A 15532-nucleotide genomic window follows, 5' to 3' on the forward strand; every position below is an offset into this window, starting at 1 on the left:
CGGCCAGCCTTCATGACAGGTCATCCGAATGGTATCGATCTTTCTGTCCCAGCTTCTGAACGGCCTGCTCGATGGCTTCTACTACATGCTCATCGCGCTTGGCCTGTCGCTGATCTTCTCGCTCGGCGGCATCGTGAACCTTGCCCATGGCGCGTTCTTCACGCTGGGGGCCTACCTGGCCTTCGTATTGTCGCCCCATATCGGCTTCTTTGGCGCGCTGGTCGTGGCGCCGCTGATCGCGGCGGCCGTGGCCGTCGTCGTCGAGCGCGTGCTGTTCACCCGCTTCTACCGCGAGGACCCGCTGTATTCGCTGCTGCTGACCTTCAGCCTTGCGATGATCATCGAACAAAGCCTCAGATGGTATTTCGGCGCGACGCCGCGCGCCTACTCCATGCCGGATGCCCTGCGCGGGCAGGTCTTCATGGGTGATTTCGTCTATTCGCGCTACCGGCTGTTCCTGATCGCCGTGGCGGTCGCAACGGTGGCAGGCGTCTGGTACCTGCTGAACCGCACGCCCTTTGGCCGGATCGTCCGCGCCGGCATCCAGAACCCCGACATCCTCGGCACGCTGGGCATTTCGCTGCGACCCTATCTCTCGACCGTCGTGGCGCTGGCCATCGGGATCGCCGCGCTTGCGGGCGTGCTGATGGCGCCGATCCAGCCCGTCCATCCGCTGATGGGGGTCGAGGTCGGGACCGCGGCCTTCGTGGTCGTGGTGATCGGGGGCCTCGGGTCCTTCTGGGGCGTGGTCATCGCCGCGATCATGGTCGGGCTGGTCAAGGGCCTGATGATCGGGCTGGGGCAGTCCCAATTCTCGATGATGGCCATCTACCTGCTGATGTTCATGGTCCTGCTTCTGCGTCCCCGCGGCCTGCTGGGCGAGCGCATCACCCGTTTCGAATAGGTCTTCCATGCAGAACATGCGAACACTGACGGTCGCGGCAGCGGCGCTGATCCTGCTGCCCTGGGCCTTGTCGCTGCTTGGCCTCGGCCCGAACAGCGCAAGCGAGGTGGTCATCTTCGCCCTCGCGGCGATGGGGCTGAACATCCTTGCGGGCTATACCGGCCTTGTGTCCTTCGGCCATGGCGCCTGGTTCGGGCTGGGGGCCTATGTCGCGGGCATCACCGCGCTGCGGCTGGGCAATGCCAGCATGGCCGTTTCGCTGGTTGCGGCCCTGCTGTTCACGGCGGCACTCGCGGCGGTCATCGGCTTCCTGGTCCTGCGGCGGCGGGGCGTCTATTTCTCGCTGATGACGCTGGCGCTGTCGGCGATGGGGTTCCAGTTGGCCTTCCGCTGGACCGAGGTCACGGGCGGCGAGAACGGGCTTGGCGGGATCGAGCGGCCGGGCCTGCTGGACAACAACCTCAACTTCTACATCGTCGTGGCGGTGCTTGCCTTCCTGGTGATGGCGCTGATGCTGCGCGTCCTGCAGTCGCCGGTCGGCAGCGTCTTCGTCGCCATCCGCGAGAACGAGAACCGGGCGCAGGCGTTGGGCTATCACGTCCAGCGCTACAAGCTGGCGGCCTTTGTCCTGTCGGCGACGGTGACGGGGCTGGCCGGGGCGCTGCTGCTTTACAAGAACCGCCTGACCTCGGCCGAGCCGATGTCGGTGATCTTCTCGGGCGAGCTGCTGGCGATGGTGGTCATCGGGGGCATGCGGGGCTTCCTGGGGCCGGCGCTGGGCGCGCTGTTCTACATCCTGTTCCGCGAATACCTGTCGATGTATACCGAGAACTGGCTGTTCTGGTTCGGCCTGATCTTCCTCGGCTTCGTCCTGTTTGCGCGGCAGGGCCTGGTGGGCATCGGCGCGCAGGTCAGGCGCCGCCTGTTCCCCGAGGCCATGACCGGCGCCGCAATGGCCGACCGGAAGATCGAAAAGCACCCGCTGCCCGCCGCCATCCGGGGTCGCGACGCAGGCGGCGGCAACGTGCTGGTCGCCGACGACATCTCGAAGACCTTCGGGGCGCTGAAGGCGGTGGACGGCGTGTCGATCCGGGTTCGCGACAAGACGCTGCATGCCCTGATCGGGCCGAACGGCGCGGGCAAGACCACGGCCTTCAACCTGCTGTCCGGCATCATCCCCGCCGACAGCGGCAAGGTCAGCTTCCTCGGTCGCGACATCTCGGGCAGCACGCCCGACCAGATCGCGGGGCTGGGCCTCGGCCGGTCCTTCCAGATCACCAGCCTCTTTCCCGACCTGACGATCCGCGAGAACCTGCGCCTGGCCGTGCAGGCCCATCATCCCAGCCGTACCCGTGCCCTCAGCCCGGCCGGCAGCGTGGCCGAGGTGAATGCCAAGGTGGACGAAATGCTCGACTGGATCGGGCTGAGGGGGATGGAGAACGCCATCGCGGGCTCGCTGTCCTATGGCGGCCAGCGGCTGCTGGACCTCGGCCTTGCGCTGTCGACAGAACCGAAGATCCTGCTGGCCGACGAGCCGCTGGCGGGCCTGTCGGTCGCTGAACGCGAGCGCGTCGGGCTGCTGATCAAGGACGTGTCCACCAGCATCCCGGTGCTTCTGGTCGAACATGACATCGACCGGGTGTTCGATCTTGCCGACCATGTGACGGTGATGGCCGAAGGGCGCGTGCTGCTGGACGGCACCGTGGACGACGCCCGCAACTCGGCCAAGGTGCGCGAGATCTATATCGGCTCGGGCACCAGCGCCGTCGCGGCCTCGGCCCGGCAGGGGCAGTTCTCGGACGAGACGATCCTGTCCATCGACAGGATGAACCTTCACTATGGCAAAAGCCACATCCTGAACGACGTCGGCTTTGACCTGCACAAGGGCGAGATCCTTGCGCTGCTGGGCCGGAACGGGGCGGGCAAGTCCTCGGTGCTGAAGGGGGTGACGGGGATCGTCACGCCGTCTTCCGGCTCGATCCGGCTGATGGGAAGCGAGCTTGTTGGCCTGTCCAGCGCCCGGATCGCGCGCAAGGGCATCGGCTATGTGCCGCAGGGCCGGGGGCTTTTCGCGGGCATGACGGTGCGCGAGAATCTGGAACTCGGCCGCATCCGCCGCCAGACCGGGGAAGGCACCCACTGGACCTCAGAGGAGATCCTCGAATATTTCCCCCGCCTGCGCGAGCGGCTGGACACGCCCGCCGACCGCCTGTCAGGCGGCGAGCAGCAGATGGCCGCCGTCGCCCGCGCGCTGTCGGGCGACATCCGGGTGCTTCTGCTGGACGAACCCTTCGAGGGGCTTGCACCGGCGATCGTGGAACAGTTGTTCCGCACCTTCGACCGGCTGCGCGACCGGCTGTCCATCGTCATCGTGGACCACAACCTCGACCTGGCGCTGGCTCTGTCCGACCGCACCATTGTCCTTGAACGCGGTCGCGTGCTGCATGAGGTGGAATCGCGCCGCATCGCCACGGACCTCGACCTGCGGCGCGAGATGCTGTGGCTATGAAAGGGGGAACGGGGATGAATCACATCGCCATCGTCGGCGCGGGGCTGATCGGCCGCTCATGGGCCTTCGTCTTTGCCCGCGCGGGCTTCGAGGTCGGCGTCTGGGACAAGGACGCGGGCGTTCTGGACCGGCTTGCCGCCGATGTCGCCACCATGATCGAACGGGTCGCCCCCTTCGGCCAGGCCGGTGACGATCCCGCCGCCACGGCGGCCCGCATCCAGCCGGTGCGCAACCTTGGCGAGGTGCTGGCCGGCGTGGACATGGTGCAGGAAAGCGGGCCCGAGGTCCTCGACATCAAGCGCAGGCTTTTTGCCGAACTCGACCGCCTTTCAGGGCCAAATACGATCCTCGCCTCCTCCTCCTCGGCGCTGAAGGCGTCGAGCTTCGCCGAAGGGCTGCCGGGCGCCGCGCGCTGCCTTGTCGGCCACCCGGTCAACCCGCCGCATCTGGTGCCGGTGGTGGAAATCTCGCCCGCGCCCTTCACCGATCCGGCCGTGACCGAATGCGCGCGTGACATCTACGCCCGCGCCGGACAGGTGCCGGTGGTGCTGAAGAAAGAGATCGACGGCTTCATCCTGAACCGCCTGCAGGCCGTGCTGCTGGCCGAAAGCCTGCGCCTGATCGCCGAGGGCTATGTGGACGTGCAGGGGCTGGACGACACCATGCGCCACGGGCTGGGCCGCCGCTGGGCCTTCATGGGACCGATGGAGACGATCAACCTGAACGCCCCCGGCGGTGCCGCCGATTATCTGGACCGCTATGGCGCGATGATGGCGGGCCTTGCCGGTGTCGAGGTCGGCGACGCGGCCTTCTCGGCCGAGGCTGCCGCCAAGGTGGGCGCCGCCTTCCGCGACGTCTCGACCCCCGTTGCGGTCCGCGCCCGTCAGGAATGGCGCGACGAGGAACTCGCTGCGCTGGCTGCGCATCTGGCGCAGCGTGAAACCCGATCCCACAATTGAGGACAAGACCATGAGCCTTCAGGGCAAAGTCATCATCACCTGCGCCGTCACCGGCGCGATCCACACGCCCTCGATGTCGAAGTTCCTGCCGGTCTCGGCCTCGGAAATCGCCGAGGCCGCGGTGGGCGCCGCCGAGGCGGGCGCCGCCATCATCCACCTGCATGCCCGCAACGAAGAGGACGGCCGCCCCGACCAGTCGGTCGAGGCCTTCCACCCGATCCTCAGCGTCATCAAGCAGCAGACCGCCGCCGTCCTGAACATCACCACCGGCGGCGCGCCCACCATGTCCATCGCCGAGCGGATCCAGCCCGCCAAGCACTACAAGCCCGAAGTGGCCTCGCTGAACATGGGCACGATGAACTTCGGCCTGTTCCCGATGCTCGACCGCTACGAGGCGCAACTGAAGCACCAGTGGGAACGGGAATACCTCGGCAACAAGGACATCATCTTCCGCAACACCTTCGGCGATGTGGAACAGGTGATGACGACCTTGGGCGAGGGCGGGACGCGCTTCGAGTTCGAGTGCTACGACACGTCGCATCTTTACAACCTCAAGCATTTCTTCGACCGCGGGCTCGTGACCGGCCCGCTGTTCATCCAGACGGTCTTCGGACTGATGGGCGGCATCGGGGCGCATCTGGAAGACGTGATGCACATGAAGCGCACCGCCGACCGGCTGTTCGGCGACAACTATCGCTGGTCGGTGCTGGGGGCGGGGCGCAACCAGTTGTCCATCGCCGCGATCTCGGCCGCGAACGGCGGCCATGTGCGGGTCGGGCTGGAGGACAACCTCTGGGCCGGGAAGGGCCGGCTTGCGGAAACCAACGCCGAGCAGGTCCGCGCCGCCCGTCAGATCATCGAGGGGCTGGGCCTGCAGGTCGCGACCCCCGACGAGGCGCGCGAGCTGCTGGCGCTGAAGGGCGGCGACCAGGTCAACTTCTGATTTCTCCGCCGCCTCGTCCCGAGGGCGGGGCGGCATCCGAACCTTCCATCCGGAGATGCCGATGACCCCGTTCCCCGACTTTTCGCTGAAGGGGCGCACCGCGCTTGTCACCGGCGCGGGCCGCGGCCTCGGCCGCGCCATCGCCGAGGTCTTCGCCCAGGCGGGTGCCGAGGTGATCCTTTGCGCGAGAACCGGGGACGAAATCGAATCCGTCGCCACCGGGTTGCGTGACGCGGGCTATCGCGCCAAGGCCCGGCCCTGCGACGTGACCGACCTTGCCGCCTTCCGGGCGGTCGTGGACGGACTGGAACGGCTGGATGTCTTCGTCAACAACGCCGGCACCAACCGCCCCCGCAGGATGACCGAGGTGACGGAAGAAGACTTCGACCTGATCATCGGCCTGAACCTGCGCGCGGCCTTTTTCGCGATGCAGGCGGTGACGCGGCGGATGACTGCGCTTGGCCGGGGCGGGTCGGTCATCAACATGTCGTCGATGCTGGGGCATATCGGGGCCGAGGACCGCTCGGTCTACTGCGCCTCGAAATGGGGGATCGAGGGGCTGACGAAGGCCGCCTCGATCGAACTTGCGCCGCACCGCATCCGCGTGAACTCGATCTGTCCGACTTTTATCGAGACGCCGCTGACGAAACCCTATTTCGAGAACCCGGCCTTCCTGGACCATGCCCTGCGGATGATAAAGCTGGGGCGTCTGGGTCAGGTCGAGGATATCACCGGCGCGGCGCTTTATCTGGCGTCCGAGGCCTCTGCCCTGATGACAGGATCTTCGATCGTGCTGGATGGCGGCTGGACCGCCGAATGAACCGGTGCCTGCGCGGGACCGGGGTGCCGTGACGATGGCTATGCCCCCGGCATGACCGCCACCCGCAGGACAGCGGGCCTGCGAAATTTTACAGCGGCAGGTGTTTACATACATACATGAATGTCTATATCGGCCCGATGCAAGGAAGGGCCGCATGCGGAAGACACGGGAAGATTCGGAGCTGACGCGGCAGGCCATCCTTGATGCGGCCGAGCGGATGTTCTGCGAGCGGGGCTTTGCGGCCACGACGCTGGACGCGGTCTCGCGCGCGGCAGGGGTCACACGCGGGGCGTTCTACTGGCATTTCAAAGACAAGACCGAGGTCCTTGCCGCCCTGCACCAGCGCAGCTTCCTGCCGCAGGAACAGATCCTCGCCGGGGTCGCCGATGCCGGGCCGGACCCGCTGGGATGCCTGCTGGACGCGACGGTCGAGGCCCTGCAATCCTTTGAGAAGGACGAGGGGCGGCAACGGATCTTCCGCATCATGTCAAACCTGACGCCGGCGGAACGCAACGACACGCTCGCCCGGCTGGATGCCGAGATGCGGGCGCTGATCCTGCGGATCATGCAGCGCGCGCGGGACAACGGGACGCTGCATCCCGATTTCACCCCGCACGAGGCGCAGATCGTCCTGTCCGTCACCGTGGTCGGCCTTCTCCGCGAATGGCTGCGATCCGGCAAGGGCTTTCCGCTGGCGTCCTTCGGCGGCAGGCTGCTGCGCCGTCAAATGGACCTGCTGCGCGCAGCTCCGACGGCCGGGCGGATGACCCGCCCCCCCGGTCGCGCAAGCCCCGCGATCAAGCATTGACTTTTCCGGCGCCGACGCGCCGAAACCCCGCCAAGCCGTTTCTCCCGACAACCGGAAAGCTCCACATGCTCCGATTCCGTTCCTCTTCGCCCGCGCTGGGCGTGATTGCCGCGCTGCTTGTCAGCCTTTCGCCGCTTGCCGTTTCGGCGCAGGCGCCAACCCCGTCCGTGACCGTCATCGCCGCAGAGCCGACCGACTATACCCTGACCGCGCGTCTGCCTGGCCGCATCAAGGCCTCGACCATCTCCGAGGTGCGGCCACAGGTGTCGGGCATCATCCGCGAACGGCAGTTCGAGGAAGGCCGCGAGGTCGAAGCGGGCCAGCCGCTTTACACCATCGAGGACGAGACCTACGCCGCCGCCGTCTCCGCAGCCCAGGCCAGCGTGGCGCAGGCGCAGGCGAACTACGATCTTGCCGAGCGCGAGGCCCGGCGTGCCGAGGAACTGCTGGCCACCAACGCCGGATCGGGCCAGAGGCGCGACAGCGCCGTGGCCGCCCGCGACGGGGCCAACGCCGCGCTGCAACTGGCGCAGGCGCAACTGCAATCGGCCGAGATCGACTACGAGCGGACGACCATTCGCGCGCCCATCGCCGGCGCCATCGGGTTTTCCCAGGCCACGCCGGGCACGCTGGTCGCGGCCCAGCAGCCCACGCCGCTGACGACGATCCGGGCGCTTGATCCGGTCTATGTGGACGTGACGCAGTCGGCCAACGACCTGCTGCGCTGGCGCCAGGCCGAAACCCAGGGTGGCGTGCTGGCGACGGGGCAGGCCACGCTGATCCTGCCCACGGGCGACGAATATCCCGTCAAAGGCGAGTTGCGCGCAGCCGAGCCGCAGGTCGAGCCGACGACCGGCATGATCACCCTGCGCATCGCCTTCCCCAACCCCGACAAGCTGCTGCTGCCCGGCCTTTATGTCGAGGTGCTGCTGCCGCAGATCGAGGAACAGGGCGTTTACCTCGTCCCGCAATCCGTGGTGATGCGCGACGCGCAGGGCGTTCCGCATGTGTGGGTGGCCGAGAACGGGACGGTCGCGGTGCGCGACCTGACGATCCTCACCTCGGATGCGAACAACTGGGTGGTCACCGGCGGGCTGAACCCCGGCGACCAGATCATCAGCACCGGCTTCCAGAAGGTCGCGCCCGGCGCCCCGGTCGAGATCGCGCCCGCCGAACAGCCCGCCGCAGCCCGGCCGGCAGCGGATGCCGCGGCACCGGCCCAAGCAGCCGCGCCGGCCGAAGGGAACTGACGCATGGCCCGCTTCTTCATCAACCGGCCCATCTTCGCATGGGTCATCGCCATCATCATCATGGGCTTGGGCCTGCTGTCGGTCCTGCAACTGCCGGTTTCGCAATATCCCTCGATCGCCGGCCCCTCGATCGTCATCAGGACGGCCTACCCCGGCGCCTCGGCGCAGACATCGGCCGACACCGTCGTCCAGCTCATCGAACGCGAGATGACCGGCCTTGACGGGCTGCGGAACATCGAATCCTCGACGACCTCGACAGGCGGCGCGCAGATCACGCTCAGCTTCGAACTGGGCACCAACCCCGACATCGCGCAGGTGCAGGTCCAGAACAAGCTGGCGCAGGCCGAGGCCGGGCTGCCCGAGGCGGTGGCGCGCCAAGGCGTCACGGTCGAGAAATCGGCGACCGGCTTCCTGATGGTCGTGGCGCTGGTGTCCACCGACGGGACGCGCAGCGCCATCGACCTTGCGGACTATCTCAACTCCTACATGGTCGAGCCGATCTCGCGGATCGACGGCGTGGGCAGCGTGCAGGTCTTCGGGTCGGAATACTCGATGCGGATCTGGCTGGACCCGACCAAGCTGAAATACTATGACCTGACGCCCGCGCAGGTGGTGGGCGCGATCCGCGCCCAGAACGCCCAGATTTCCGCGGGCGCCTTTGGCGCGATGCCCGCGCCGGAAGGCCAGCAACTGAACGCCACGATCACCGCGCAGTCGCTGCTGCGGACGCCCGAGGACTTCGAGCGCATCGTCCTGCGGGCCGACACCGACGGTGGGCTGGTCCTGCTGCGCGACGTGGCCCGCGCCGAACTGGGGTCCGAGAACTACGAGATCGAGGGCTTCTACAACGGCCAGTCCTCCTCGGGCCTTGCGATCCAGCTTGCCTCGGGCGCGAACGCGCTCGACACGGCGGAACTGGTCAAGGCGCGGGTGGCCGAACTGGCCCAGTTCATGCCGGCGGGCGTGGAATATGTCATCCCCTATGACACCACGCCCTTCGTCCTGATCTCGATCGAGGCGGTGGTGCACACGCTGATCGAGGCGATCATTCTGGTCGTCCTGGTCATGCTGATCTTCCTGCACAACTTCCGGGCGACGCTGATCCCCACGCTGGCGGTGCCGGTCGTGATCCTCGGCACCTTCGGGATCATGGCGGTGCTGGGCTTCAGCATCAACACGCTGACCATGCTGGCGATGGTTCTGGCCATCGGCCTTCTGGTCGATGACGCCATCGTGGTGGTCGAGAACGTCGAGCGGATCATGCGCGACGAGGGATTGGGTCCCGTCGAGGCCACGCGCAAGTCGATGGACGAGATCTCGGGCGCGCTGGTCGGCATCGGCATCGTCGTCTCGGCGGTGTTCGTGCCGATGGCCTTCTTCGGCGGCTCGACCGGCGAGATGTACAAGCAGTTCGCCGTCACCATCGTGTCCGCCATGATGCTGTCGGTCTTCATCGCGCTGACCTTCACGCCCGCGCTTTGCGCGACGATGCTGAAGCCGCATCACCACGGCCATTCGTCCGGCCGCCGGATGGGCGCGATGGCCTGGCTCGGCAGCCGCTTCAGCGACTGGTTCGAGCGGAACTTCGGCCGCGTCACCAATGGCTACATGGCCATCGTCCGCAGCACGACGGCGCGTCCGTGGCGGATGATGATCGTCTATGGCCTGTTGCTGGCCGGCATGGTGCTCATGTTCCAGCGCACGCCCACAGCCTTCCTGCCCGACGAGGACCAGGGCGCGATCATGACCATCGTGCAGGCCCCGACCGGCACCACCGCCGAGGCGACCGAGGCTGTCATGGACAAGGTCTCGGACTATTTCACCACCGCCGAGGCCGAGAATGTCGAATCCGTCTTTGCCGTGCGCGGCTTTTCCTTTGCGGGGCAGGGGCAGAACATGGGCATGATGTTCGTCCGCCTGAAGGATTGGGAGGAACGGGCCGATCCGGAACGCTCGGCCCAAGCCATCGCCGCGCGCGCCTTCGGTCCGCTGATGGGCGGCATCCGCGAGGCCATAGTCATCCCCATCGTCCCCCCCGCGGTGTTGGAACTCGGAAACGCCAGCGGCTTCTCGGCCTACCTGACGGCCTCGGCTGGCCAGTCGCACGAGGAACTGCTGGAAGCGCGCAACATGCTGCTGGGCATGGCGAGTGAAAGCCCGGTGCTGACCGCCGTGCGCCCCAACGGGGTCGAGGACGCGCCGCAGTTCGAGCTGAACATCGACTGGGCCAAGGCCGGGGCCGTGGGCGTGACCGCGACCGACGTGGGCTCGTTCCTGGCGACGGTGTGGTCGGGCGCTTATGTCAACGACTTCATCTACGAGGGCCGCATCAAGCGCGTCTATGTGCAGGGTGAACCATGGGCGCGCAGCGCGCCGCGCGACCTGGAACTGTGGCGCATCCAGAACGCCAACGGCGAGTTCGTGGATTTCTCGACCTTCGCCACGCAGGACTGGATCTATGGCCCGCAGCAGGTCAAGCGCTACAACGCGCAGGCCGCGATGGCGATCGACGGGATGCCTGCACGCGGCTACTCGACCGGTGACGCCCTGATCGAGATGGAGCGGCTGGCGGCCGAGCTTCCCCCGGGCTTCAGTCTGCAATGGACCGGCCTTTCGCTGGAAGAGAAGGAAGCGGGCGCGGGCGCCTATGCGCTTTACGCCTTGGCCTTGGCCACGGTGTTCCTGTGCCTTGCCGCGCTTTACGAAAGCTGGACCATCCCCATCGCGGTGCTGCTGGCGATGCCGGTGGGTGTCCTTGGCGCCCTGATCGGCGCCTGGGTCGGCGGGCAGGAGAACGGCGTCTACTTCCAGGTCGGCCTGCTGACCGTCGTGGGCCTGACCGGGAAGAACGGCATCATGATCGTCGAGTTCGCGCGGGAGCGGATGGATTCCTTCCGCGAGGACGCGGTCACGGCGGTCCGCACCGCCGCGCGGCTGCGGCTGCGGCCGATCGTGATGACCTCGCTGGCCTTCGGGCTGGGGGTGATGCCGCTGATCCTGTCCTCGGGAGCGGGGGCGGGCGCGCGCCACGCCATCGGCTATCCCGCGTTCTTCGGCACCTTCACCGGGACCGCCCTGACGCTGATCTTCGTGCCGGTCTTCTTCGTGATCGTCACCCGGCTGTTCACGCGCAAGCGGATGCCGGCGGAAGCGCCCGCCACCTGAGGCGCTGCCGATCGAAAGGCCCCGTCCATGGACGGGGCCTTTTCATTCGGGCCACCTGGAAACGAAACGGTCGCCGCAGGAGTTCTGCGGCGACCGTTCGTCGATGGGGCAGGGGTCAGCGGATCGGGTTGCGGTAGATCATCCGCCGGACCGAGCCCGTCTTGGACCGCATCAGGATCGTCTCGGTCTCGATGAAGTTCGGCTCGCGCCGCAGGCCCTTGACGATGGACCCGTTGGTGACGCCGGTGGCGGAAAAGATCACGTCCGCCGTCACCATCTCGTCGCGGGTGTAGATGCGGTTCAGGTCGGTGATGCCGGCTTTCGCGGCACGCCCGCGTTCGTCGTCGTTGCGGAACAGCAGCCGACCCCAGATCTGCCCGCCCATGCATTTCAGCGCGGATGCGGCCAGCACGCCCTCGGGCGCCCCGCCCGAACCCATGTACATGTCGATCCCGGTCTTCTCGGGTTCCGCCACATGCATGACGCCGGCGACGTCGCCGTCGGTGATCAGCCGGATCGCGGCGCCGGTGGCGCGGACCTCGGCGATCATCGCCTCGTGCCGCGGGCGTTCGAGGATGCAGACGGTGATGTCCTCGGGCTTGACGCCGCCGGCCTTGGCCAGCGCATGGACGCGTTCGGTCGGAGTCATGTCCAGGCTGACTACATCCGTGTCATAGCCCGGACCCACCGCCAGCTTGTCCATGTAGACGTCGGGGGCGTGCAGCAGCGTGCCGCGCGGGGCCATGGCGATCACGGTCAGCGCGTTCGGCATGTCCTTGGCGGTCAGGGTGGTGCCTTCCAGCGGGTCCAGCGCGATGTCCACCTCGGGGCCGTCGCCACTGCCGACTTCCTCGCCGATGAACAGCATCGGCGCCTCGTCGCGCTCTCCCTCGCCGATGACGACGACGCCACGGATATCCAGCTTGTTCAACTGGTCGCGCATGGCGTTGACGGCAGCCTGGTCGGCGGCCTTCTCGTCGCCGCGGCCGATCAGCCGGGCCGAGGCATGGGCTGCGGCCTCGCTGACGCGGGCGAGGCCCAGCGAAAGCATCCGGTCGTTGAAATCGGTGGTAGAGGCGCTCATCTGTCGATCCTTGCTGGCCGTTTGCAGGCGCTCTTAGGCCCGGCCCGTGGTTCCGTCCAGCCTGTGGGCGCTAACAGATACAAATGAGGACAATCACTCTGCCGATAGCTCCAGCGCCAGCGCGTGGATACGGGGCACGATGTCGCCCAGCGTGCGGTTGACCAGCCGGTGCTGTTCCACCCGGCCAAGCCCCTTGAAGCGACCCGAGGCCATGCGGATGCGGAAATGCGTCTGCCCGCCCTCGCGCCAGCCCCCGTGGCCGCGGTGTTGTTCGCTTTCGTCGATGACCTCAAGCCGCGTCGGCTCAAGCTCCATCAGGCGTGCCTGCATCTCTTCGGCGATAGTCTGCTGCATTTCCGGCCGCTCCCTCTTTTTCTTCCGGTGAAATGACCTACACTCCCGGTCCCGAGTCGAAAAGCAGGCCATTCATGACCAACAGCGACCCGTTCGGTTTCGATATCTCCGCCGCTTCGGACAAGAAGCGGCGGTCCAAGGGCCGTCGCGGGATGTCCGGCGCCTTCGAGACCTCGACCCGCAGGTGCGACAAGGCCGGCTGCACCCAGCCGGGCCAGTATCGCGCGCCGAAGTCGCCCAAGCAGCTGGACGATTACTACTGGTTCTGCAAGGACCATGTGCGGGAATACAACACCAACTGGAACTACTTTCAGGGCCAGTCCGAGGCCGAGTTCCAGGAGTTTCTGGACAACGCCACCGTCTGGGAACGCCCGACCCGCCCCTTTGGCCGGGCCACGCAGGAACAGGCCTGGGCCCGCCACGGCGTCAGCGACCCGCTGGAGATCCTTGGCGCCAATGGCACCAACCCCGAGGCCCGCCTGCGCGCCACCCGCAAGCTGCCGCCCACCGAGCGCCGCGCGCTGGAGATCCTGGACGCCAAGGACAGCTGGACCAAGCAGGAGATCCGCAAGCAATACAAGTCCTTGGTCAAGGACCTGCACCCCGACATGAACGGCGGCGACCGTTCCGACGAGGACCGCCTGCAGGAGGTCGTCTGGGCCTGGGACCAGATCAAGGACAGCCGCAGCTTCAAGGAGTGATGGGCGCCGCTTCGGCTTGGGCCGGGCCTTCCCCGCTGAAAGCCACCGGACCCATCTCGCGGAGAAAACGGCCGTCAAGGCTGTCTCTCCTCCGGGTGTGCGGAAGCCCACCGGAACACTTCCGATCCTCCGCAGCCATCTGTTCTTCGAACGGGGTCGAATATCCCGCAGAGGCTCGGGCGTGTGAAACCCCTTTCTTTCTGGCGCGCTGTTTCACAACAGCGGGACGTCGCCCCATCGGGCTTGCGCCCGGGCACCGGCTTGGCGACAAGCGGCGGCATGACCACCTTCCTTGATGTCGAACGCTCTCTGACCGGCCGCCGCTGGACCGGCCCCGATCCCGCCGGGGAACGGATCGCCGAAGGGCTGGCGCAGGCGGCGGGCCTTCCGCTGCCCGTGGCCCGCATCCTCGCCGCCCGTGGCGTCACGCCCGAGGACGCGCCGGGCCATCTCGACCCGTGCCTGCGCGACCTGCTGCCCGATCCCCTGCGCCTGCGCGACATGGGCCTGGCCGCCGAGCGGCTGGTCGCCGCACTCACATCGGGCGAGCGCATCGCCGTCTTCGCCGACTATGACGTGGACGGCGGCGCCTCGGCGGCGCTGATCCTCTGCTGGCTGCGCGCGCAGGGGCGGGACGCGACGCTTTATGTCCCCGACCGCATCGACGAGGGTTACGGACCCAACGCCCCGGCCATTGACCGGCTCGCGCAGAACCACACGCTGATCGTCTGCGTGGACTGCGGCACGCTCAGCCACGAGGCGCTGGCCGTCGCCCGCGGCCGTGCCGACGTGGTCGTGCTGGACCACCATCAGGGCGGCGAGACCCTGCCGCCCGTGCTGGCCGTGGTGAACCCCAACCGCGCGGACGAGGACGGCGCGCTGGGGCATCTCTGCGCGGCCGGGGTGGTCTTTCTGACGCTGGTGCAGGCCAACCGTGTCCTGCGCGCGCAAGGGGCGCCCGAGCCCGACCTGATCCCGCTGCTCGATCTGGTGGCGCTGGCGACGGTGGCCGACGTGGCCCCGCTGGTGGGCGTGAACCGCGCCTTCGTGCGGCAGGGGCTTGCGATCATGGCCCGCCGCGCAAGGCCGGGGCTGGTGGCGCTGTCGGACGTGGCGCGGCTGGACAGCGCGCCCTCGGCCTTTCACCTGGGCTTCCTGCTGGGTCCGAGGATCAACGCGGGCGGACGGGTGGGGCGGGCGGACCTGGGCGCGCGATGCCTCAGTTCCACGGACCCGTCCGAGGCCGGGGCGCTGGCGCTGGAACTCGATGCGCTGAACCGCGAGCGGCGGGCGATCGAGGGCATGGTGCGCGAGGCCGCGCTGGCGCAGGCCGAGGCGCGCGACGATCCCGTGCTGTCCTGGGCGGCGGGCGAGGACTGGCATCCCGGCGTCGTCGGCATCGTCGCCGCGCGGCTGAAAGAGGCGACGGGCCGGCCCTCGGTCGTGATCGGCGTCTCGGGCGGCGTCGGAAAAGGCTCGGCCCGCTCGGTGCCGGGCGTGGACCTTGGCCGCGCCATCCAGCGGCTTGAGGCCGAGGGGCTGATCACCCGCGGCGGCGGCCACGCCATGGCCGCCGGTCTGACGGTCGAGCCGGCGATGATACCCGCGGCTATGGCGCGGCTGTCCGAACTCGTCGCGGGCGCGGTGCAGGGGGAGGGCGGGGACGCGTTGCGCATCTCGGGCCTGCTGGACGCCCGCGCCGCTACCCTCGACATGATCGAGGCGCTGGACCGCGCCGGTCCCTTCGGCGCGGGCGCTCCTGCGCCCCGCTTCGCGCTGTCGGGCCAGATCATCGAGCGCGCCGACACGATGGGCGAATCCCACCTGCGCCTGCGCACCCGCAGTCCCGGCCTGGCCCCGCTGGACGCGGTCGCCTGGGGCGCGATGCAGGGGCCGCTTGGCCCTGCGCTGCTGGCGGCAAGGGGGCGCCGCCTTCATCTCGCGGGGAAACTCGAACTCTCGGTCTGGGGGGGGCGCCAGCGCGTCCGCCTGCGTCTGGATGACGCCGCCGAGGCCCCCTGACGCTTCACGGGAA

General features: G+C 67.9%; 12 protein-coding genes. 10 read left to right on the plus strand and 2 right to left on the minus strand.

Going from position 1 to position 15532, the window contains the following annotated elements; all coding sequences use genetic code 11:
• The first annotated feature begins 28 nt into the window (after nt 1-28).
• The 8 genes from H5395_RS07300 (at nt 29) to H5395_RS07335 (ending at nt 11358) form a co-directional block, all read left to right on the plus strand.
• Complete coding sequence (locus tag H5395_RS07300) at nt 29-904, plus strand: branched-chain amino acid ABC transporter permease (protein ID WP_182791907.1); 876 nt, start codon at nt 29-31, stop codon at nt 902-904.
• A gap of 7 nt (nt 905-911) precedes the next feature.
• On the plus strand, nt 912-3413 hold the full coding sequence (locus H5395_RS07305) for a branched-chain amino acid ABC transporter ATP-binding protein/permease (RefSeq protein WP_182791908.1): 2502 nt from the start codon (nt 912-914) through the stop codon (nt 3411-3413).
• 14 nt (nt 3414-3427) lie between these two features.
• Nucleotides 3428-4372, plus strand: a complete 945-nt coding sequence (locus H5395_RS07310; protein ID WP_182791909.1) for a 3-hydroxyacyl-CoA dehydrogenase — start codon at nt 3428-3430, stop codon at nt 4370-4372.
• 10 nt (nt 4373-4382) lie between these two features.
• A complete protein-coding gene (locus H5395_RS07315) occupies nt 4383-5315 on the plus strand; it encodes a 3-keto-5-aminohexanoate cleavage protein (protein ID WP_182791910.1) in 933 nt (310 codons plus the stop codon).
• Between the two features lie 61 nt (nt 5316-5376).
• Nucleotides 5377-6135 (plus strand): SDR family NAD(P)-dependent oxidoreductase, encoded by a 759-nt coding sequence (locus H5395_RS07320; protein WP_182791911.1) that lies wholly within the window; start codon nt 5377-5379, stop codon nt 6133-6135.
• A gap of 154 nt (nt 6136-6289) precedes the next feature.
• Nucleotides 6290-6943, plus strand: a complete 654-nt coding sequence (locus H5395_RS07325; protein WP_182791912.1) for a TetR family transcriptional regulator — start codon at nt 6290-6292, stop codon at nt 6941-6943.
• Between the two features lie 65 nt (nt 6944-7008).
• Entirely contained in the window at nt 7009-8193 is a 1185-nt protein-coding gene (locus H5395_RS07330; RefSeq protein WP_182791913.1) for an efflux RND transporter periplasmic adaptor subunit, read from the plus strand.
• A gap of 3 nt (nt 8194-8196) precedes the next feature.
• Nucleotides 8197-11358, plus strand: a complete 3162-nt coding sequence (locus tag H5395_RS07335; RefSeq protein ID WP_182791914.1) for an efflux RND transporter permease subunit — start codon at nt 8197-8199, stop codon at nt 11356-11358.
• Nucleotides 11359-11473: 115 nt separating this feature from the next.
• Here the strand turns inward: H5395_RS07335 and glpX are convergent, their stop codons facing one another.
• Both glpX and H5395_RS07345 read right to left on the minus strand, forming a co-directional pair.
• Nucleotides 11474-12442 (minus strand): class II fructose-bisphosphatase, encoded by a 969-nt coding sequence (gene glpX / locus H5395_RS07340; protein ID WP_182791915.1) that lies wholly within the window; start codon nt 12440-12442, stop codon nt 11474-11476.
• Between the two features lie 93 nt (nt 12443-12535).
• A complete protein-coding gene (locus H5395_RS07345) occupies nt 12536-12796 on the minus strand; it encodes a BolA family transcriptional regulator (protein ID WP_182791916.1) in 261 nt (86 codons plus the stop codon).
• A 74-nt stretch (nt 12797-12870) separates the two neighbouring features.
• On the opposite strand from H5395_RS07345, the gene H5395_RS07350 reads away from it, so the two are divergent.
• Both H5395_RS07350 and recJ read left to right on the plus strand, forming a co-directional pair.
• Nucleotides 12871-13497, plus strand: coding sequence for a J domain-containing protein (locus tag H5395_RS07350; RefSeq protein WP_182791917.1), 627 nt, complete (start codon nt 12871-12873; stop codon nt 13495-13497).
• A gap of 279 nt (nt 13498-13776) precedes the next feature.
• On the plus strand, nt 13777-15519 hold the full coding sequence (gene recJ, locus H5395_RS07355; RefSeq protein ID WP_182791918.1) for a single-stranded-DNA-specific exonuclease RecJ: 1743 nt from the start codon (nt 13777-13779) through the stop codon (nt 15517-15519).
• Nucleotides 15520-15532 lie beyond the last annotated feature (13 nt).

This window comes from Paracoccus sp. MC1854 (assembly GCF_014164635.1).
Classification (GTDB): Bacteria; Pseudomonadota; Alphaproteobacteria; order Rhodobacterales; family Rhodobacteraceae; genus Paracoccus.

Excerpts from the sequence above, each read along its gene's own strand:
- H5395_RS07300 (WP_182791907.1), top strand. The coding sequence starts at position 29 with ATGGTATCGATCTTTCTGTCCCAGCTTCTGAACGGCCTGCTCGATGGC.
- H5395_RS07305 (WP_182791908.1), top strand. The coding sequence starts at position 912 with ATGCAGAACATGCGAACACTGACGGTCGCGGCAGCGGCGCTGATCCTG.
- H5395_RS07310 (WP_182791909.1), top strand. The coding sequence starts at position 3,428 with ATGAATCACATCGCCATCGTCGGCGCGGGGCTGATCGGCCGCTCATGG.
- H5395_RS07315 (WP_182791910.1), top strand. The coding sequence starts at position 4,383 with ATGAGCCTTCAGGGCAAAGTCATCATCACCTGCGCCGTCACCGGCGCG.
- H5395_RS07320 (WP_182791911.1), top strand. The coding sequence starts at position 5,377 with ATGACCCCGTTCCCCGACTTTTCGCTGAAGGGGCGCACCGCGCTTGTC.
- H5395_RS07325 (WP_182791912.1), top strand. The coding sequence starts at position 6,290 with ATGCGGAAGACACGGGAAGATTCGGAGCTGACGCGGCAGGCCATCCTT.
- H5395_RS07330 (WP_182791913.1), top strand. The coding sequence starts at position 7,009 with ATGCTCCGATTCCGTTCCTCTTCGCCCGCGCTGGGCGTGATTGCCGCG.
- H5395_RS07335 (WP_182791914.1), top strand. The coding sequence starts at position 8,197 with ATGGCCCGCTTCTTCATCAACCGGCCCATCTTCGCATGGGTCATCGCC.
- glpX (WP_182791915.1), bottom strand. The coding sequence starts at position 12,442 with ATGAGCGCCTCTACCACCGATTTCAACGACCGGATGCTTTCGCTGGGC.
- H5395_RS07345 (WP_182791916.1), bottom strand. The coding sequence starts at position 12,796 with ATGCAGCAGACTATCGCCGAAGAGATGCAGGCACGCCTGATGGAGCTT.
- H5395_RS07350 (WP_182791917.1), top strand. The coding sequence starts at position 12,871 with ATGACCAACAGCGACCCGTTCGGTTTCGATATCTCCGCCGCTTCGGAC.
- recJ (WP_182791918.1), top strand. The coding sequence starts at position 13,777 with ATGACCACCTTCCTTGATGTCGAACGCTCTCTGACCGGCCGCCGCTGG.